The organism is Niastella sp. OAS944, from assembly GCA_024809215.1.
Lineage (GTDB): Bacteria > Bacteroidota > Bacteroidia > Chitinophagales > Chitinophagaceae > Niastella.
In genome coordinates, this window is the sequence record JANUBW010000004.1 from 347352 (window position 1) to 369330 (window position 21979).

General features: G+C 45.0%; 14 protein-coding genes. All 14 read right to left on the reverse strand.

Annotated elements, in window-relative coordinates; translation table 11 throughout:
- The 14 genes from GGD38_RS19775 to pdxA all read right to left on the reverse strand — a co-directional run bounded on the left by GGD38_RS19775 (position 1) and on the right by pdxA (position 21979).
- Complete coding sequence (locus tag GGD38_RS19775) at positions 1–3456, reverse strand: glycosyl hydrolase (protein WP_375302120.1); 3456 nt, start codon at positions 3454–3456, stop codon at positions 1–3.
- 192 nt (positions 3457–3648) lie between these two features.
- Entirely contained in the window at positions 3649–4977 is a 1329-nt protein-coding gene (locus tag GGD38_RS19780) for a bile acid:sodium symporter family protein (protein WP_375302121.1), read from the reverse strand.
- Between the two features lie 155 nt (positions 4978–5132).
- Positions 5133–5801, reverse strand: coding sequence for an aspartate/glutamate racemase family protein (locus GGD38_RS19785; protein ID WP_375302122.1), 669 nt, complete (start codon positions 5799–5801; stop codon positions 5133–5135).
- Between the two features lie 29 nt (positions 5802–5830).
- Complete coding sequence (locus tag GGD38_RS19790; protein WP_375302123.1) at positions 5831–7162, reverse strand: four-carbon acid sugar kinase family protein; 1332 nt, start codon at positions 7160–7162, stop codon at positions 5831–5833.
- A 131-nt stretch (positions 7163–7293) separates the two neighbouring features.
- Positions 7294–8538, reverse strand: coding sequence for a ribulose-bisphosphate carboxylase large subunit family protein (locus GGD38_RS19795; protein ID WP_375302124.1), 1245 nt, complete (start codon positions 8536–8538; stop codon positions 7294–7296).
- Between the two features lie 5 nt (positions 8539–8543).
- Positions 8544–10760 (reverse strand): trehalase family glycosidase, encoded by a 2217-nt coding sequence (locus tag GGD38_RS19800; RefSeq protein WP_375302125.1) that lies wholly within the window; start codon positions 10758–10760, stop codon positions 8544–8546.
- Positions 10761–10786: 26 nt separating this feature from the next.
- Entirely contained in the window at positions 10787–12370 is a 1584-nt protein-coding gene (locus GGD38_RS19805) for a sodium:solute symporter (protein ID WP_375302126.1), read from the reverse strand.
- 150 nt (positions 12371–12520) lie between these two features.
- On the reverse strand, positions 12521–13585 hold the full coding sequence (locus GGD38_RS19810) for a Gfo/Idh/MocA family protein (RefSeq protein ID WP_375302127.1): 1065 nt from the start codon (positions 13583–13585) through the stop codon (positions 12521–12523).
- A gap of 94 nt (positions 13586–13679) precedes the next feature.
- Positions 13680–15554: a right-handed parallel beta-helix repeat-containing protein gene (locus tag GGD38_RS19815; protein ID WP_375302128.1), complete on the reverse strand. Its 1875-nt coding sequence runs from the start codon at positions 15552–15554 to the stop codon at positions 13680–13682.
- 16 nt (positions 15555–15570) lie between these two features.
- Complete coding sequence (locus tag GGD38_RS19820) at positions 15571–16473, reverse strand: sugar phosphate isomerase/epimerase family protein (RefSeq protein ID WP_375302129.1); 903 nt, start codon at positions 16471–16473, stop codon at positions 15571–15573.
- A gap of 199 nt (positions 16474–16672) precedes the next feature.
- A complete protein-coding gene (locus GGD38_RS19825; RefSeq protein WP_375302130.1) occupies positions 16673–18058 on the reverse strand; it encodes an acetylxylan esterase in 1386 nt (461 codons plus the stop codon).
- Between the two features lie 103 nt (positions 18059–18161).
- Positions 18162–19748, reverse strand: a complete 1587-nt coding sequence (locus GGD38_RS19830) for a sodium:solute symporter (protein ID WP_375302131.1) — start codon at positions 19746–19748, stop codon at positions 18162–18164.
- Between the two features lie 27 nt (positions 19749–19775).
- A complete protein-coding gene (locus GGD38_RS19835) occupies positions 19776–20933 on the reverse strand; it encodes a four-carbon acid sugar kinase family protein (protein WP_375302132.1) in 1158 nt (385 codons plus the stop codon).
- Positions 20933–21979, reverse strand: a complete 1047-nt coding sequence (gene pdxA / locus GGD38_RS19840) for a 4-hydroxythreonine-4-phosphate dehydrogenase PdxA (protein ID WP_375302133.1) — start codon at positions 21977–21979, stop codon at positions 20933–20935. Before pdxA ends, GGD38_RS19835 begins: the two co-directional genes overlap by 1 nt.

Consider the following 21979-nt stretch of genomic DNA (forward strand, 5'->3'; position numbering starts at 1 on the left):
TTAATATTGATATATCAAGGTTACCGGCCCCAATAAACCTGCCGGCAACAGCGGTTTATCTTTTGCCCAGAAAGGTGCATTGGTTTGCGTGATGCGTTCTTTCTCGGGCAATAACAGATCGCCTTTCATGCGATTGAACCATGTATTGGTAACCTCAATCTTCAATTCATTTTTACCGGGGCGTAATGCTTTTGTAATATCAACGCGGTAAGGCGCCGTCCATATTACACCACATGGCTTACCATTCACATATACTTCTGCAATATTGGCCACTCTGCCGGCATCCAGGTAAACACTTTTGTCTCCAGCATTGGGCGCATCAAAAGTTGTTGTATATACAGCAGTACCGGAATAGTATTTTATTGCCGGATCATTTTCTTTTGACCAGTCTTTCAATTGATCAAATACTACCGGTTCAGCAGGGCCGCCTTTTTTACTGTCGAATGTTACGGTCCACGCTTTATGAATCGTGTCTACTGTCGTTGACTTTTCTAACCTGCTAGTCTTTAAACTTGTGGCCGTGCCGGACTTTCTCAACACAACAAAAACAGACCCATTGGCAGGCAACCTCAGTGGAAACTTTGTATACCCATCTTCATCGGTATAAAATTCAGGTTGCATTTGCTCACCGGTAACCGGGTCCCACAGCTCAGGCACCCTGCCAGTTTCGCGTATAAAGGCGAGACCACTGCGTTCCTCATTTTGCTGGTTACTGATAAAATAAATATCAAAATCATTTCCTTTTCGATGTGTCCAGGCCAGATAGTTCTTTTCGGGATTTATAGTAACCTCAATAAAGGTAAAGTCCCTGTTTATTCCCAAAGGTGTAAAAGAACTTTCTGTATAGGGTCCCTGTATCACCGTTCCCTTACCTACTTTCCATTTAGTACCCGCGGGTACTTTTTTCCAAATGGAAGCTGCCACAGCTTTTACCTGTTTATCAGCAGCAACACTTTGTTCCAAACTGTACGACTTCTCAGGCGCATCATTTACAATAATGGTTGCACCGGCCTTTACTAATTCCTCAATTTTTTTGGCAACAGCCGGCGTCATATATTTTGTAACGGGCGACATAGGATGCGCCTGTGGCAACACCAGCACCTTATAACTGGCACCACCGGGAAACTCTACTCGTCCATCACGCACTGTTGCTTTCAGCAATACATCGGGGTTAAAGCAGTCATAAGCATATCCACGCAACGGATCGATCCATTTTTCAGGATCGGCCATATTGGCCGTATGTGTTACACCTTCGGGTTTTGTTCTTAACGGGTTACCGGCATTGGTCAATCGCTTTTTCTCGGCCTGCACCACGGAGTCGCCAAAGATACCGGGTAGTGTACTTACCAGTCGATCGGGCAACACAGAGCGGCGGGGCGCATCTTCTCCTATGAATACGGCAACATCCACCACCGGTTTTCCCTGTTGCAACAATGCCTGGCAGCGGTGTGCATATTCAACCCAGGCCTTGCCCGGCTTCCACCAGGTTTGGTTCCGTTGAAAATACAAACCAATTCCATTCAGCGTCATACCCGGCGCACGCTCAACCCAGGGATTATGCATGAACACATGGTAGGCAACACGATTGATGCCCAATGCATAATTGCGGTCCTGCAATGCTTTCAAATTACCCGGGTATTCATCCCACGACATACGCAACTCGGTAAACGCTTCTGCACCAATGATTTGTTTTCCATAGATATGTCCGCCGGAAATAGCATCGAACATATCATTGGGTTTATCATGTGTAGGGCTGTTCACCCAATACTCGCCCATTGGAATATCAACCACCTGGTAATGCAGTAATCCATCGCTTACCATGGTAGGCGCAACAGTTTCCCCACTTACCACACACCCTTTTTCCTGCGCCAGCTTTTTAAGTGTGATATAGAAATTATCCTTTACCAGCTCTATAATTGTCTGGCGTACATCATATAAAAAACGTTCAGATACGTCGGCGCTTTGCACCGGCACACCGGTCATGGCAATCAGGTAAGGTAAACAATCGTAGCCGCGACGTTTCTTAAATTCTTCTCTAAATACGGGCGACCAGTTCTGGCTGCCGCACTCCCAGCTATCGAGGTGAAGTAGTTTTAACACTTCTTTTGTTACATTGGGGCCTGCGCGGCGAACCGCTTCGCCAAACCAGCTATTGAACTGCAGGGTTACTGCTTCGGGATTGAACTTATCGCACTCCAGTCCTTTACCACCGCCACCAGTTGCATTTCTTTGCCCGGTAGAAGTATGCCCAACCCGGATGATGGTCCAGTTGCCCTGGGGCACATCCCAGGTAATACGGCCATCGGGTGTCATTTTATCAGTGATATTAATGATCTTGTTCAATGGAACACACAACGAATCGGGCGCTTCAGCAGCTGTAGTGCGTTTGCTTACACGCCAAACAGCACCACTCTTTCCTTCGAATTGATGTATCACCGGTTCATTCGACAAAATGATGCCATTGATCTTCAACACCGGTTTCCACTTGGCAAAATCGAGGTCTTCTGAACCAGGCTCCAACCCTTCTTTATCATATACAAACCTGAAATAACGGGCTGTAGTGGGTTTGATAGAATAGGTAAGATCAAAATCAAAATCCTGCCAGCCGGTACGGGGCGATTGCATCCGTTCAACCCGTTTGAATTGTTTACCATCATTGCTTACTTCGATGCGTAATTGACGGCAGGGATAGTTTGTACCACTGGGGTGAATAACAATGGAGCGAACCGTAAATGGTTTGTCATAAGCATATTGTATCCAACATGCGCTGTCGCTTCTAAAGCTTTGGCGGTTATGAATATCTGTGAGGTATTGCGGCGATACACCGGTTACACTGCTGGTTACCACGGGCTTCAGCGCAGTATCGGCAATACGGGCTTTAACGGGTGTTGGAAAAGCATATACGACTATATCCTTATAATAATTTTCCTTTGTTTCGGGTTGCGGCAAAACACCATTGAATTGTTTTTTACCAGCCACGTAGATCTTTGAGCTCACTACGCGCTGCATCGACATTTCGGGTTTTATCCATGGGCCGCCGGCCAGGGCAAAACCATCGCTGACGTGCATACCCAGTTGTAAATTCAGGCGTTTGGCTTCATTGATGGCAAACATTACCAGCTCCCACCAATGAGGCGATAATTGTTGCGCAGGCGGGTTCACCAATGGCACACTGTCGGCCCCTTTGATGAACATCATATAGGCGCCGCCTATTCCGTTTTGTTTCATAGCTTCCAGGTCGGCAGTAATGCCTTCTTTGGTTGCAGCCGCCTGGTTCCAGTACCAAATGACCCAGGGTTTCGCCGCTTCGGGCGGATGACGGAACAATTCATCCAATGAAGTATCTGTAAATGGGGCATTTTTCGTGAACGCATTCGTTCCCGGAAATTGTTTTGCCTGCGGAAACAGGAATAATACCGCCAGGCAACTAACTAATATGATTGTGTGTCTCTTCATTTTTATATTGTGAATCGGCAAACGTTTGAATCGGCAATCGGCAATCGTGAATCGGCAATAGTTTCCGAATTTCATAGCCTCGCTAGCTCATCAAGCCGCTAACTATTCTTCTGCTGCACAAAAGGCCTCTATCAACTTTATCACCTCTATCAACTTTTTAACTCCTGGTCAACTCGTCAACCTGTTAACTTGTCAACTTGCCTTTATCACCTCTATTAACTCTAATTCTTCATTTTTCATTTCTAATTTATCTTCAACCGGGTGCTTACGCCAGTAATTGGCAAGAATGGAGCCGGCGATATTCATCCAGGGGCTGAAAACTGCTGCGGGTAAACCCAGTGTTCCAAGTTTGCCCAAAGCGGCGGCAATACCGGAAGCCATACCGGCATTTTGCAAACCCACTTCAAAGGCAACGGTGCGGGCCGAATTTTTATCGAGCTTAAATAAACGACCCAGCCAATAACCAAAGAAAAATCCAGCAGCATTGTGAATAACAGAACAAAGGAAAAGCAGCAAACCGGTTGTCAACAGGTTATCGCGACCAGCGGCTGTAGTAACTGTGGTAAAATAAATAATGCCGAACATGGATAATAATGGCATATACTCATCGAGCTTCTTAAAACTTTTGGCCAACAGATGATATATAACACCTGCAATGATGGCGCCTAACAGGAATCCGAATATTTCGAGGGCTTGTAATGCCTGCTCTGAAGTAATATTCGTAGAAAAATAATTCCACAAGCCCAGGGGCAATGCAGCTAAATAAAAGGCAGCTATAATAAATAGCAAAGTAACAATACGCACACCTTTGGGTGTTGCGGTTTTTAAATAGTCGTGCAGTAATGCGGCGCCGATAGGCACAATAACTATTTTTATTATCTCCATCATCATATGCACCACTTTAACCTCTACCAGCGTACCTGCCAGTAATTTCATCAACAGGGGTGTAAAGAAAGGAGCAGCCATGGTAGCCATAGCCGTAACTACCACCGATAATATAAGGTTGGCTTTTGCAAGATATACCATTACGTTAGAGGCCAACCCACTGGAAGTAGAACCAATAAGAATGATGCCGGCCGCAATTTCCGGTTCAAAATGAAAGATCTTTGTAAGCAGTAAACCCATCAGGGGCATTACAGAAAAATGGCACATTAAACCAATAAGTACGCCGCGACCGGTTTTCTTTACAGCAGTAAAATCTTCCAGTTTCATTTGTATACCCATGCCAAACATTACCATTTGAATAATGATCAGCATCAACCATTTATTCCGCAGGTCGATATCGCCCCAACGGGTAAATGATGCCGGATACATCATACCTGCCACTACTGCAGTAATGATCCATGCAGTATACCGATATCCCTTTAATGAAGGTATGGCGCCTAAACCACAGGCAAGGCATATTGCAGTTGTTAAAGCTGTAAGTTTGTATACCTCGGGTATCTGTAAAAGAATACCTATCAGTAAAACTATCAGCGATATTGCACCAGCCACTAAAAACAATTGGGATATCTTCTTCATATGGATCTTTGCGTTACAGGTTGCACGTTACAGGTTGCAGGGCTTTAAAGCAGATGACAAAGTAATTGCATTTTGTATTCCCTGTAACCTGCGACCCGCAAAGCGGGTCGATCCTGTAACCTGTAACAGATTATTAGAAACGGTATTCTGTTCTTTTAGTCCTTTGAAAGTATCGAAGCAATATGCTGTATGACTATTCCCGGACTGGCAAGAATAGGAACCTTTTTATCTTCAGGTGCCAGGCCATCGGCTACACGGGCCATAGATGCCTGTGCCAGAACAATTACATCTGTTTTAGCAGATAACTCACGTAAAGCTTTTGCTACCATGGCATCGTGTGTGGCTGCATCGCCGCTCATCAATGCGTCAAAAGCGCCTTCGCATAAAACAGTTTGCAATTCTATTTCTTTACCGGCAACGGCAGCTCTGCGTTTTACCAGGTCGCTGGTAGGTTGCAGTGTGGTTGACAAAGTAGCCACTACACCAATTCTTTTTCCGGTGCGAACCGCCTGATCGGCCATTGGTTGATCAACGCGTAATACAGGCACATTGGTTAATTCAGCAGCCGCTTCTACAGCAGCGCCAATAGAAGAACAGGTAACCAGAATGAAATCGGCGCCAGCTACTTCGGCCGAACCAACATAGTTCACTACCCTGCGGGCATTGGTAGGCGTTAACTCGCCACAGCTGATCACATTTTTGATAAGGCTGTCGTCAACAATGTTGAATACTTTTACCTGTGGTAAATACTGACTGCATAATTGCTGGAACACGGGTACCAACGTTGCAGACGTATGAATAAGCCCTAATGTTTTTTGTTGCATGTTATTATTTATTTCTTCTGTTATCAGTTTTAATTCAAGGATCCATTCGCCAACACTTCAAAATAATTCTCACCACCAACCTGTCCGCCCTTGAAGTTCACATCCAAACCATTTACGGGCGAACCGGGTGCTGTAGCTTTACATAAAGGCGCACCCGGAACCAATGGCGCAATCATTTCAACAGCCTCAATACCCATGGCACGGGCTGCATAACTGCTGGTGTCGCCACCGGCAATTACAATACGTTTAAGGCTAGCTCTTGCTGCGGCTTCACGGGCAATATTGCCAAGCGCAGCGCCGAGCTTATCGGCCGGTAAATTAACTGCCTGCTGCGGCCCTGCCCCACCCGTATGTATGATCACATGTTTTCCTTTGCCCAACAGATCGATGGCTTTATTTATTGCAGCGTGTAATGATTGAAGATCATTGTTACATACCGCAGGTGCATCGATCAATATTTCTTCAAAACCTTTTGTTTTTGCATATACGATCTGTCCGGCAGCAATTGGGGAACAACTTCCTGCTATCACCAGTAATGGTTCCGCTTTACCGGGATGTTTCCAGTCGGTTACCGGTTGCAATACATTTGTTTTGTTCCAGTATTGCCCCAATGCCATTTCAATACCCGATGAACCTACAGAGAACAACTGACCTGTATTGGCCTGTTCATCTATCAGTTCGCCAATGGCCAGCAGTTGTTCCTGGTACAATGCATCGAACAATGCCACATCAAACCCCTGTTCAACCACCTGCGCCCATTCATTGCCGAGTGTTTCTTTTGAACCAGATACCGCCAGAATATCTATCAACCCGGTTTTCTTTACCGTTTGTTTCGACAGATGCAAACGCAGATCACTTTCATCAGCCGGGGTAACCGGGTGTTTGCTCATAGAAGGGTGCCTGTCGAGCCGGTGTATTTTTCCATTGCTGCCAATACCCATGCGGGCAAATAAATTGCCAAACAAACAATAACGCCCAAGCACAGGTGCGGCCACCAGTAATGGCACACACTTGTTTTTAAAAACCGTAACTCCGCTATCGAGTGCTTTACCGATACTTCCAATTACCGGTGAAGAATCGAACGTTGAACACACTTTATAATGTACATGCCGGACGCCGGTTGCTTTTAATTTCTCAAAAGCTGGCAGCAATGTTTGCTCCATTTCTGCCGGCGGCATAGCGCGGGTTTTACCGGCCACACCAAAAGCATTCAGGCCCGGATAGTTTTTTAATTGTTCCACTGTTGGCGGCTCAATAAACAAAGCGGTCTTCGCCCCGGCCCGGGTCATAAAGTCCAATGCATCGGTGGAGCCGGTGAAATCGTCGCCGTAGAAGGCTAGTAAAATGTTGTTAGAATCCATTATAGTTAATGGTGAGTTCTCGTTTTTAACTATGAGTTACAGGTTACAAGGTACAGGTTGCAGGGCCTCATTTTTAGCACTCAAGACGAAACTCAAGTCCCTGAAACCTGGAACCTGAAACCTGCAACTGCTTACTTTTTACCGAACTGTTTCACTGATTCCGAAAATTCTACATATTTAGCCGCCGCCTCTTCCACCGAAAGCCCATCAACCGCCGCCTTCCATGCCTGTTGTAAAGCAACCACACCGGCAGCTGCACCCATTGGATGGGCCATAATGCCACCACCGGCCATATACAACAGATCTACGGTGTTGGTTCTGCGATAGGTTTCGGGTGCTTGTCCACCCCATTGGCCCGATGACACCACTGGCAACAGTGGCTGATGATCGTAAAATGGTTGCAGACATGCTTTTATTGATGCGACAACTGAATCATCACTTTCCCAGAATTTGTTTTGTATACCGTTTACATGCAGCTGATCGACCCCGGCCACACGCCATAATTTTTGATAGGCCCTGAAATCGATGCCCAGCAAAGGATGGCGGGTTAACATGCCCCAGCCATTACGGTGTGCATGTATTGCCAGTTGGCGTTGATCGCAGATCTTTTTCACGCCAGCCATACCTACATGGTTTATACTTACCATGGCGCAGGTACCACCGCTTTTTACAATGTATTCATAGCGTTGCAGCATTTCATCTATTTCGCCACTGATGTTAAATGCATACATCACTTTTTTACCTGTTTTATCAGCATGGGCATTGATCACTTTCATAATAGCATCAACGCGATCATTGAACACAGAGTTGGCCGATGAAGACAACAGCTCATCATCTTTAATAAAATCAATACCGGCACCCACTAAGGTTTTTACCATCTCTGCAGTTTGCTGAGGCGTAAGGCCGATACTTGGTTTTATGATGGTACCTATCAGGGGCCTGTTCTCTACATTCGTAAGCTTACGACAACCACTGATGCCAAAGGCAGGACCTTTATAATGCTTTGCGTAAGATGCAGGGAGGTCAATATCCATCAGCTTTAAACCGGTGAATTGACGCAGTTCATATAAATTACCCTGCAGCGTTGAGGTTAGTACAGGCAGGTTATAACCAAAATTCTCAATGCTCCACGACACCTGTATTTCGGCCCGGTTATATTTTCCATCGCTGCTTGCCGCACCCGGAACAGTTGGTGTGGAAACTATTTCCAACGGGGTCACTTTCTCTACCCTTGCTGCAAACCGCTGTTTCAGCTCTTCCGTTTCACCCGGTACAGCAATAAACGTCCCGGAAGATTGTTCACCAGCCAACACCGCCGCTGCTTTCTCAGGATCGAGTGGCGTTTCTATATAATATGTTCCTACTATTCGTTCCATTATTCTTATAAACTTTTATATTTTACTTCGTACTCTTTGCCTGCTTCAACAGTTAATTCGTATGAATTATTTCCTTTACTTACAACAGCTCCATTTTTTACTGAAGGTTTTGACTGGCTCTTAAATTTCAAGGTACCAGTACCTTCACCGCTTTTGATCTTTATTTGCGTGGTGCTGCAATACATATCAATATCACCATGCGGTGTAGGCACTTTGCCCTGCATCCATTGCAAACCGCCCAATACCGGTTCTGCAACCCAGCTTGTATAACCAGGAGCTGTAGGTTGTACACCTAAATAATATTTACCCAACAGGTAAATTGGGCTGGCACCCCAGGCATGACAAAGACTTTTTCCAAACGGGCGACCATACATAGCATAGTGCTCTGCGCCTTTTTTAGAAGGATTGTATTCTTCCCAGAAAGAAGTAGCGCCTGCCTGTAACATTCCACCCCAGTAATTCTTCATTTCATTCAACACATATTTTTGCTCGCCCATGGCACATAACGCTTCCAGTTCATAAAATCGCATGTAGGGCGTAGTGATCTTTTGAATTTTATCGTTCAGCAATACGTGTTGTTTTACCGCCTGCTTTTGTTCATTGTTGAAATAGTTAAAGAAGATGGCGAACATATTTGAGTAACGGGTTACATTATCGGTTTGTTTGCCATCAACGCGGCTGTGCACCAATGCATGTTTTTCATCGTTCCAGTATATTGAGAACAATTTGGCTTTCATATCGGCAGCCAGCTGTTTGTACATTTCTGCATTCTTGTTATCGTTTACCATATTGGCACAAAGCGCCATGGTTTCTAAACTGCGGCAGAAAAGCAATTGCTCAAAGCTTACTTCACCTTTTTTGCTTAATCCTTCGGCCCAGTCGATAAAGATCCAATCGCCGGCCAGCCCCTGCAACAAACCGTCTTTATTTCTACGACCCAGGCAATAATCCATCAGGCTTTGCATACGTGGGTAGAACTGCGTGATGAATGTTTTATCGCCGGTATACTGATAGAGATCGTAAATACCCAGGAACCAGTAAAAGGTATAATCCATAATGGTATTGATGTGGCTGGTAACAGGATCTTTACCACGCAAAGCCATCAGCGTGCGCGATACCGAAGGCACATCAAAATACAGGTAATAGTTCATCAGGTAGCTTTGGTACGCATCGCCACTCCAGATCCAGCGGTCGCGTTTAATACCATCGATGAAAAACTCGCGGGTGCTCAGTTGCATGGTATATGCAGCAACATCCCATATTTTATTAAGACCCGTATCTGAACAACGGAAAGAACCGCGGTTGGCAAGCGGCAGGTATTCGTATAACATTGAAACAGAATCGATGCTTACGCCGCCTTCGGTTTGAATATTCACAAAGCGGAATGCTTTTGTAAGCTCCATTACCGAATCTTTTTTACCACTTAGGTTTACCACTACCCTATCGAGGGTTTCGCAGGTACCGGTAGCCAGGGCCTCTTCTTTTGATTCCCCATAATACAACGATACTTTACCATTACCCTGTAATCCATGCAGGCGGATATAACCAAATGTTTCCTTACCAAAATCAACCAGCAGCGAGCCATTGCCCTTTGTACTTGCTACAGGCGACTGCGGTTTCACCGCTAACTTAAATTGCGATGGTCTTTGTGCTGGTTCGTTAAAATTCCAACTACCTGCATTCAACCAGGTAGTGGCAGAAATATCAGAGGTTTTACCGGTTTCATCGATCCACTCTTTGTCTTCAAAAGTTACCAGCCACGATGAGTCGGTGGCAATGGTCTTTCCTTTTATGTAAATCGATGGTACATTGCCGGTACTAAACACTTTTACATTTATGCGGTGTTTACCGGCAGGTATGGTTACCTGTTGCGGAGTTCCTTCATATCCTTTTCCATCGAGCTTCAAAATGTAATTACCTTCTACAAATACATCGATCTGCTCGGGTTCAGTTAACACTACATCCTTGTGAAAATCCATCAGCACATAGTGACCATCCAGTTTCCAGAAGGGCGGAAAGAAGGAACCGCGTTCTGTACGGCGGTTCTGCATTTTATTAGCCAGCCAGATCTCAAAATCACCGGGATACCAGATCCAGGTGGCCTGGGCAGCTGCTTTGGGAGCGGGCTCCCCTTTATATGCAGGTTGCGCCTGGGTAGTGCAGGCTATCAATAATAACGATAACCAAATTGTGCGTAGCAATATGGCATTTCTGCAATTCATCAAGGATAGTTTTATAAATACAAAAATTAGTGTCCGTTAAATACTATATATAAAGTCACCATCACTGCAACCAGCAATCCCCACATAACCCAAACCTGTTTATCGGGTTTACCCGCGCTTTTAAAGTACGTTGCCTGTTGCAATTGTAGCGCGCCTTTTTTATCCAGTATTGATATTATATAGGTCATAGCGCTTAACACTACAAACAGGTAAAACGACAACAACAGGAAATGCGGCCATACAGGTGATGGTATTACCCACAAATATAAGATCCCTACCACCAGGCAAAACGCCGTTCCAACAGTCAATACATAATTGATGGCTTTTGCAGTAGTTCTTTTCCAAAGCACGCCAAACAAAAAGGCCACTGTCATTGGCGGCGCCAAGAAGCCAAGGACAGATTGAAACACATTGAACAGGTTCAACCTGTCCTTTAATGCATCGATGGCCAGCGCCACTGTAACAGATAACAATGCCCCTACTACCGTAATGATACGGCCAATGCGAACAATGTCTTTATTGGTAGCTTCGGGTTTATATTTCTTTATATAAATATCCATGGTGAATACCGTGCTCACGGAGTTGAGCGAAGCGCCGATGGTGCTTATTAAACAAGCTACCAGTACTACAATGATCAACCCTTTCATACCCGGCGGGAACAAATTGGTTACCATTACCAGGTACGCCTCATCGGGGTTCTTCAAATGCGGATATAAAATATAACAGATAACCCCGGGTATCATAAACAAAGGCACATCCAGTATTTTCAACCAACCAATAAAGTTGGCGCCCAGTTGTCCTTCCTTCAGGCTTTTTGCACCAAGTACCGATTGCACCATCGATTGTTCGGTACAAAAGAACCATACTCCCATAATGGGGTAACCGAGCAGAATAGCCGGCCAGGGGAAATCTTTATCGTTTGCCGACAGGAATAAATTCCAGTAATGTTTGGGCGTTTTTTCATAAACGGCCATTATACCCCCGGCTTTAGATACACCAATACCTACCAGCACCAGCGATACGGCGATCAATAGCAACATTTGGAATACGCTTGTATAGGCAATGGTCTTTAACCCGCCTGCTATTACAAACAGGGTAGCCACCACTACCATGATGATAACGGACAGCCACATTTCAAAACCCAGCAATTGCCTTATGAGTACACCACCGGCAAATAAGCCAAGCGATAACCAGCTGATAAGAATCGTGATCAATGTATACCAGGCCAGAATGTTTCGGGTGTTCTCACCAAACCGTTTTCCCAGGAACTCAGGTAATGTAGATACGTTAGCGCCCAGGTAACGGGGTGCAAATACCACGGCCAGCATAAGTATGAACACAAATGCATACCAGGCAAAATTACCGGCCACTATACCGGTTGAATAACCGATACTGGCTGAGGCTACCAGCATGGAAGGCCCCACATTGGTACCCCACATGGTAAAGCCGATACTCGCCCAACCCAGGGAACGATCGGCCAGGAATAGGTTCTCGTCTTTGTTCTTTTTTTGTACAAAACTTACCCAATACCCAATAGCGATGAGGATAAACAGGTAAATGCCTACAATAACAAAGTCAATTGGTTTTAAAAGGTCATAGATGGCGTTCATCGTTGTTTATTAGGTGAAATGTTCTTATATGAATAGTTTTCGATTCAAGAGTCGATTATCATCTGTTACCGGTTACCGGTTGCCAGTTGCCAGGGCGCGGCCTCCGTTGTATTTCCCGGGAACCGGAAACTGGCAACGGGTACCTGTGGGTTATAAACCATAATTTTTCAACAACTCACTCACCTTCACGGGTGCGCCTGTTTGCAACGACTTATCCATAGCCTGTAACAACGCAATAGTACCAATACCTTCTTTCAGATCGGGATAAGCAGTTGTATTATTGGTAATGCTGTCGGCAAAATATTCCAGGTAATTCTGGTATTCACCGGCATGGTGACTTTGACCTTCAAAACGGAAATAATACTTAATTGTCTTATCGCCCCATTGAACAATTTTTTCTTCACCGGTCTTATCAGTGATAGCATAACGTAATTCATGATAATCGGCCTGAGAGGCACCTTCGGTTCCCCGTAAGATCACGCTCATGCCGCTGTCTCTTTGCGCAGGTTGAATAGGCCCGGTATACGCACCACTTACCCGCGCTATACGGCCATCTGTTGATCTGAATATAAAATGCATGGTATCTTCATTCTTCAATCCCGCTGTTTTTCCATTGCTGCTGATCATTCCATATCCCATTACTTCTTCAACATTGGGCATATACCAACGGATAAAATCTACCGGGTGGCTTAAACCACCATACAGCCATTTGAACGAACTTTCCAATGCCCAGGGCTTTTCTAAAAACCAGCGATGATCGGCATGGTAATGACTTTCCACAGTTATAAGATCCCCTATTAATCCTGCTTCAAAATCTTTCCGCTGTCTTTTAGCAGGTTCAAAAAACCGGGAGCTTTGACCTACAAACAATTTCTTTCCTGTTTTTTCTACCAGATCAAGTAATTCCTTTGCATCTGCCAGGTTATCAATTAAAGGCTTGGTACAGATCACATGTTTGTTAGCCTGCAATGCCTGTTTAATATGAGTTGCATGTAATTTATCGGGCGTATAGATAGCAATGATATCGATCTCCTGATCGTTTAGCATATCATCATACTTTGTAGTATAATTAAAGAACTGAAACTCTTTGCTGCGATGTTTACACAGCTCTTCATTCATATCGCAAATAGTCTTCAGTTTTACTTTGGTGCTATTGAGGGCTGCAGACATGGTAGAACGACCTTCTCCCAACCCTAAAATTCCTATTGTTAACATATGAGTGTTTATGATTCTAAGTTTATAGTTTGTTAGTTATTCAGTTCGTTAGTTATTCAGTTAATAACCCAAAACTGAACAACTGAATAACTTGTTACTTTTTTATCCCTTTGTATTCATCTTCCAATCCCGCTCTGTTCCTGATACTATCCGCTACCATCGGTCCATTGTTCTCCCAGGTATTACCGGGCCCATTTGAGTTCTTCATGAATTTATCTACCTCACAAAAGTTGTCTTTTAAAGTAATATAAGAAGAACCTTCATCGAGGTACATATAGAAGAAATGGTTGGGATCGTGTGCGTATGGCGCTTTCAAAATGGTATGTACATAGTTCTCGCTTATAACAGAACCGGGCTGGGCCGATAGCGTATATATGCCGGCTACATCGTACATGTGTTTGGCATAGTGGTGCACCAGGTTGGCATGAATGCGATTATTGCGCATGGCATTGATGGTTTTCGTCCAGCCCCAGCCTACACAAATACCACTGTATGGAAGATCGCTTAATTCGTTGTGATCGATATTTATGCCTTGTACATAACCGGCGCTGATGCCTACGCAGCCCCAGTCTTCATTGGCGCAATTGGTAATGTAACTATTGCTGATGGTAAGTTTGCGACATAATTCGCGTTCATCTGCCGGGTTGTAAGGCAAATGCGTTTCAAATGATGGGTCAGAAAAATAACCAGCCTGTATAGCCGTTCCGGCAATGTCGTAGAAGGTACAACCTATAACGGTATCGTATTGCGTTCCTTTTATATAATCGAGCCCGGTAGCAGCCATATTGGAAAAGCTGCAGCGTTCAAAACCGGTATTTTTTACAAACTGTAATTCAATACCACCGGGTTGGCGACCGATCCAGCCCTGGTTTTCCAAACCCTTTTTATCGGGTGTACCCGGGACCTTTAATTTATAGGCATCCAACAAAAACATACCGGCCTGTAAAGGAACATGGCCTGCCTGTGAAGGGCGCAACCAGGTTGTATGTTTAAAATCGAGGCCTTTGAAATATACGTGTGAAACAGGATTGTCAATAGAACCTTCTACACGGGCAATGGTTTGTAAATAGGGGGCCACCACCTGTGCCGTTTGCATATTTTCATTATTACGCGGCCAGTATACGATGCGTTGTTTTTGTACATCGAGAAACCATTCGCCGGGCTCATCTAAAAACTGAATGGCATTGGTAAGAAAGAAAGCGGAGTTACCGGTTTTCTGTGAGATCCAGGGAGCCGGCCAGGGATGTTCCGATTGAATGCGGCTTTCTGGTTGGTAAAAGCTTAGCAAAGCGCTATCACCTTTTACTGTAACCGACTTTATACGCAGAATGGCAATAGCCCACCACTGGTGAATGACCATTTCCAAACCAGCCGCTTTTTCCCAGCCAGCTGTTTTTGGTTTTGGGATCCAGCATTGTTCTGTTTGATGATTCCAGGAAAGAATACGGTTCATGCTATCGGCGTTCCGGTCGCGGGCGCGCATGGCTTTTTTATCGTTTACCCATAATTGTCTGAAGTCGAGCAAACGGCCTGCTTCAACCGGTGCATCGGCAACCCATACTTTTCCCTGGGCGGCTGCGGGCAAACCAGTGATCTTTTCGGTTGCTTTTTGCCAGCCTTTAACCTGCAAGCCACCACTTATTACGGGTTTAGCGCCAGGCGCGGCTTCAATGATCGTTGGGCTTGAAGGCGTTCCGGAATCTTCAGGGCGTACAAATAAAGGTTCACTCAATGCATATACGCCGTTTGTTATAATTATATGAATACCGTTTGCTATTGCCGGATCGTTCAACCGGCGCAATTCCCTTGCTTTACGTAAGGCCATTGCCACCGTGGCCACGGGTTTATCTTTTGTACCCGGGTTGGCATCTGACCCATTGGGCGACACCCAAATATCTGCAGCCTTTGCCGCCAAACCCAGGCAAACAAAAAGGGCTAAAGCAATCGTGTAATTAAAAAACTGTTTCATGTTGTTCTAAAAACCTTTATTGAAATATCGACTTCATATAGGCGGTGTTAGCGCCAAAATTCTTCTTCACATTACGGGGATCATTTTGATCTCTTGACCTTTCGATCACCAGCCAACCTGTCCAACCCATTTTCTGTAAAGTAAGCTTCACCTGGTTCATATTGATCTGCGGATCGTTTTGCAGCCATACACTGTCTTTGTTGGTGCAATGGATCTGGCAAATACGATTTTTACCCAGGATAGCCATCTCTTTATACAGGTCTCTTCCATTCCGCAGGGGATTGGCGAAATTGAAATAGATCTGAATGGCGGGTGAGCCAATATCTTTTAACAGCTTTACTTCTTCCGTAGCACTTAACGCGGTTTCGATACCAATAACAACACCTGCATCCTCCGCTATTTTACCTACAGCTTTCAATCGCTCTACCACTGCAGGACGCAACTCTGGATATTTAACCAGATCGCCTTTTATACCCAATGGCAGAAAACCCACTTTTACGTTCATCTGCTTCATGGTCTTTATGCAATCTTCCACTGCTTTTACTGCAGTTGGTCTTTCAGGAAATGATTGCGCATAAAAACCCGTCATACCCAGTGAAGGTATCTCCAGGTTCAGTTCTTTGGCTTTATTTAAGAACAACTGACGAATAGAATCATTTGCCAGCTGGTTATCGAACGTTTCACGGTTACCCAAACCACCCATATCTATCTCTACCCCATCGGCCCCGATCTCTTTCGTTAATTGAAAAGCGCTTAACTTTTGTCTTTTCAAGATCATGAGGTCAATAACTGCAATCTTGTAGCCTTGTTGTGCGTTCTTAGGTTGGGCTACGCTTGTGCTTTGTTGTTGCTTGCTTGCAGAACAAGCAGCCAGAATAACTCCTAACAACGCAATCGAAAATATACTTTGCTTTTTCATATTAATTTATGTGTCGTAAAACGTGAAAGGATTGCCGAATTTTAAGACTCGCTTCTTCGGCAATCGGCAATCGGCAATGGTTCCCGAAGTTTCTGGCCTCGCTACTGTTTTCCTGTCAGCTATTGATTAGCGTGCTGCACATAGAACAACCTTGTCAACTTGTCAACTTGTTAACTTGTTAACTTATTAACTCGTCAACCTACTTCTTACCACCATCAAACATTGCCCTCAACTCCTCATAACTATGAATAGCATTCGCCGGCAACCTCTCCCCCTTCTCGCCAAATACATATAATGCAGACTCGGGCTCAATGGTCACTTTGCTCTCGTCTATTTTCCCGTCTTTATCCTTTATCGTGTTTAGATGGAAATGTTTTGCGATGAAATCATATAAGGCAGTGCGTTTGCTGATGCCGTAATCATGTCCTTCATTGGGCAAATGCACATTCTCTACCAGCTCAGGTTTTCCATAATAACCATACATCTTTTTCAAATATGGAAATTCATTCTCAGGCACATGGGCCGTCCAGTCTTTACCATCAGAAATAACCAATTGCGGACGAGGCGCTGCCATAGCTGCGATCTCGGCATTATTGGTGCCACCGCCGCATAAATGCACAGGCATGCCACTTTCGCAAGGGCATCCACCGCTGTGATACGATGATACCATTACAACGGGCACACTTAATTTTATACGATCATCCAACGCTGTTACCAGCATGGTATGACTGCCGCCGCCTGAACCACCGCTTATTGCAACACGATTGGTATCGGCTTCCTTTAACTTTAATAAATAATCAAGGATGCGAAAAGCGCCTAAAGTTTGCACCGTCATAGCCAGGCTGCGACGGTGATCTTCTGATTTGAATTGCAACAGCGATTCGCCCCAGGCGAAAATATCGTAGCTAATGGCAATACAACCCATACGGGCCAGTGTAGCGCAACGGTACTGGCAATCGGCCCGGTAACGATGTTTGTCCCAATGACCATCGGGACATAAAACCACCGGCACCTTTCCTTTTACCTTAGCCGGACGGTATAACGACCCGCAGGTATACACGCCGGGTAATACTTCAAATGCAATATTCTCTACTGTATAGCCATCCATTTTACGAACCGGTGTAATGATGGGCTTTGAAGCCGGCGCCGTAGGTATAGGCGACAACTGTAAAGCCGAATACATACAGGCACGCATTTCATTTTTGCGTTTTTCCCAGCTGGTTACGTCATTATATAATGAAGACAAATACTCCAGTTGTGCTTTGCCTTCTTCTACTGTTTTTAAATGATACTGAAAGGCACTGATCTTATAGGCCTTATCGCCGGTTTTGCTAAATGAAAGGTCTTGCGAAGCCAATACATTTTGCAGCGTCGTTTCCACATCGGGACGAAAACGCCAGCGGGCATAAGTAACCCAACGATCGCTCACCATATTATCGTTATACCTGATCTTAATTCCGTACTGGTTTTGAATTTCGGTCAAAACCTGTTTTAACGGTTCGCGATAGGCATCATCTGAAGTCTGGCTCATACTGTCGAGCCAAACTGCCACAGTACAGATAATAAAAAAGACTTTTCGTATCATTGATTAATTAATTATTCTAAGTTTATGAAGTAAGAAGTACGAAGTATAAAGCTCGTGATCTTTTGTATTTCCTACTTCCTACTTCTTACATCCTGCTTCAGCCTCATACTGCGCGCAATGTTACTTTCTCAGCATTTCGCTCAATCTTTCTCGCTTCCTTCCAACCTGTATACAACAGGTTTTTATCAAGCACAGGTTTAGGGAAAAACAGGCTGGCCACATAACCCACTCCAATCACCACCAGGTGACTGTACACACCCAACATCAGTTTATCGTGGCCGAAATTATATTTACCCAAATCAAGCAACAGGTGTTTTTCTGCCCCGGTGCCTATTCTGGTAGACGTCAAAAACGCATAGGCCGTAAAAACAATACAGGTAATAATTCCAATATTCACTCCCTGCCTGTTTGCACGGGCGCTGAAAATTCCCAGCATAAAGATCCCTACAATACCACCGGAGAATATCGCGTATAGCGTGAACACGATGCCCAACACACCTTCGCTTCCTGCTTTAATATATAAACTACCAATACCAATAGCCAATAAACCAGAGATCACTACCGTCCATTTGCCAGCTTTCAAATATTCTTTATCCGGGCGGTTGCGACGTATTTTCTTATAATAATCTTCCACACCCACCGCGGCCAAACTATTGAGATCGGCGCTCAAACTGCAAATAGCAGCGGAGATCATGGCCGATAAGATCAAACCGGTTACCCCTACCGGTAATTTTGTTGCAATGAAATAAGGGAATACCTGCGGCGCCTGTATACCTGCAGGTAAGCTGTGGTGCTGGTAATAAGCAAATAAAGCCGTACCAATAAACATGAACAGCATCCATACAGGAACCGTTAACAGAATGCCCATCAGCGAAGCGCGAATGGCGCCTTTGTCGGTTTTTGCTGTTAAATACCGTTGCACTACAGTTTGATCGGTACCATATTTTTGAATGGCGTAAAAGGCGCCATTGATAGCCATTACAAGAAAGGTAAGTTTGGTAAGGTCTGCATCATACGGGCCAAAACCGGTGCGGCCATGCGAACTGGCTATTTGCCAAACCGCGGAAGGGCCGCCATCCGTTGAAAACAGGATAACAGACAAACAAACTATACCGGTAGCAAACAACATGAAACCCTGAAACACATCGAGCCAGATCACCGCTTCAATACCACCCATCAGGTTTACCAATATGATAATACAACCGATAACCGTGATCATGAGCATGGTATTTCCACCAATCATAGCATCCAGCGCCAGCGCCAGTAAGAACAGCACTGTTCCCATTCCAGAGAACTGTCGTAACACAAATGCCAAAGAGCTGTAATAGCGGGCAAACGTTCCAAAGCGTTTTTCAAAATACTCGTACGTGCTCAATCCAATTACTTTCCTATAGAGTGGTACAATGAACCAGATAGTACCTATTAAAACAACCGGTACCATAAGCCCCTGTACAAGCAGGATCCAGTTATTGGTAAAACCTTCAGCCGGATAAGCCAAAAAGGTTACACTACTTATAAGCGTTGCCAGCAGCGACATTCCTATGGCCCAGGCCGGAACCCGGCCCTGCGCCAGAAAGAATGATTTTAATGAATTCTGCCGGCGCGCAAACGAAAAGCCTACGATAAGGGTCACCATCAAAAAACAAACGATGATGACATAGTCAACTAAGTGCAATGATATTTTAAACATATGGCAATTATAATATGATACAATCTGTTAGAAACTCCAAAGACCTTCCGGCCACTGATAGCTACCGGGCTTAACCGTTATATATAAACCAGCATCGTTTGTTTGCATTCGCACTACACCGGGCGCCATTTCTTCAACCGGGTAAAAATGCGTAAGCCCCGACTGTGTGATCAATGCCCAGGCAGTAGCGCCACCTTCTACGATCAGCTCCTGCACCATGCAGCGTTGTAATACTTCATGAACCAGTCCGGCCATTTTTTCTTTCAACAGGCCCGGACCGAAAGCGATATTTCGGGTTGAATCTTCATGTATGGCCACAATGGCCTTTTCATGTTTTTTAACCAGGGCCACCACTTCGTTGGCCCATTTCACATAACTATAAGTTCCAGTGTGCACCGATTTGATGGTTTCCTCAGGCATATAGGATACCGGCCCACCGGCGGCTTTAATGTTTTTTATGGCGTTGCGGGTATTGGCAAACGTGGTGCCGCATACAAACAAACTAAGCGGCAATCGTTCAATAGGCTCATCATTTGCGGCATTCATTTTTCTACCAGCCAGGAGCTTATCGAGCATAGCGGTAAAGAAACCAGCAGCACCGGCAATGAGGGTTTTATTATCAACCCGTTCGGCCCATGCCTGCAAGTCGGCCGTTTGAGTAGCCTCGCCTACTATTATCCCTGTTGCGGGCAAAGCTTCAGCAGGCTTTTTAACTGACACCGGATAACCATTGCAACGCAGCATCTCTGTAATTACAGAACTGGTAATGGCAAAGTCAGGATCATGTGAAAAGCTGCTTTCATGTACCGGTTTGCCCTGTAAATAATAGCGGCCATCTTTTATTGTTCTGCCCAATGCCGGATTAGCTGAAACCAATACCGCCTTCTCAAAACCGGTAAGCGACAATTGCGCCCGCATTTCGGCCAACACATGGCCCCGCAATACCGAATCTGTTTTTTTAAAGATCATCTCTGGTCGTAATGCCATCAGTTCACGGGTATGTTTTTCCATTTCCTGAACGGCTGCTGCTTCCGACATCGATCGGGTATCGGTAGCCACAACAAAGAGATCGGCTTTTGTATCTTTATTTACCTGAGCGCCCAGCTCCACTTTCAGGTGATAGCGCAAGCCTATGCCCGCCAACTCGGCAGCCCCGGTAAAATCATCTGCTATCACCACTATCATTAGGCTGGCTTTTGTTGTTTAATTCTGTGTTTGCTTAATTGTACAGCGGCTTCAATGGCCAATACCATGGCATCTGGACTGGCAATGCCTTTGCCGGCAATTTCAAATGCAGTACCGTGGTCAACCGAAGTACGGATGATGGGCAGGCCCATTGTGATGTTCACCCCTTTTACACTGTCCATTTGCTTTTTCTCGGCATTCCATTTAAAACCGGTGAGTTTGAAAGGAATATGTCCCTGATCGTGGTACATAGCTACAATACCACCATAAGTACCCGTAGCCGCTTTTGAAAACAACGTATCAGCAGGCACAGGACCATCTACATCATAACCCATTTTACGGGCTTCTTCTACCGCTGGTTTTATTTCACCATCGTCTTCGGTACCAAACAAACCAGAATCACCAGCGTGGGGATTTAAACCAGCCACACCAATTTTAGTATTTGTAGCACCCAACGACAGAATACCGTTGTGCAGCAATTCTATCACCTGAATGATGCGGTCTTTCTTTACCAGGTCACAGGCTTCGCGCAGCGACACGTGGGTTGACACATGTATCACCCGCATGTTCTCTTCTACCAGCAACATGGCATATTTTTTTGTGCCGGTATAGTGTGCATATATTTCCGTATGACCGGCAAAGTGATGCCCGGCCTCGTTGATCGATTTCTTATTGATAGGCCCTGTAACGGTAGCGTCAATATCACCTGCCATTGCCAGTTCAATCACTTTCTTAACAGCCAGAAAAGAAGCATCACCCGCCATAGCAGAAATTTCGCCAAATACCAGCTTGCTCATATCAACGTTCTTCAGATCGAGCACATCAACCGTACCTATTTTAAAGGCAGCGTCTTTTACTGTGGTAATGGCGTTTACTGTTGCCGGTAATTTCAGGCGTTGAACAATATCGTTGAACACACCTGCATCGCCTACCAGTAATGGGCGGCAAATAGCATGTATGCTTTCATTTAATAATGCTTTAACGGCGATCTCCGGACCAATACTGGCCGGATCACCCATTGTAATTCCTATGATTGGCTTTTGCAT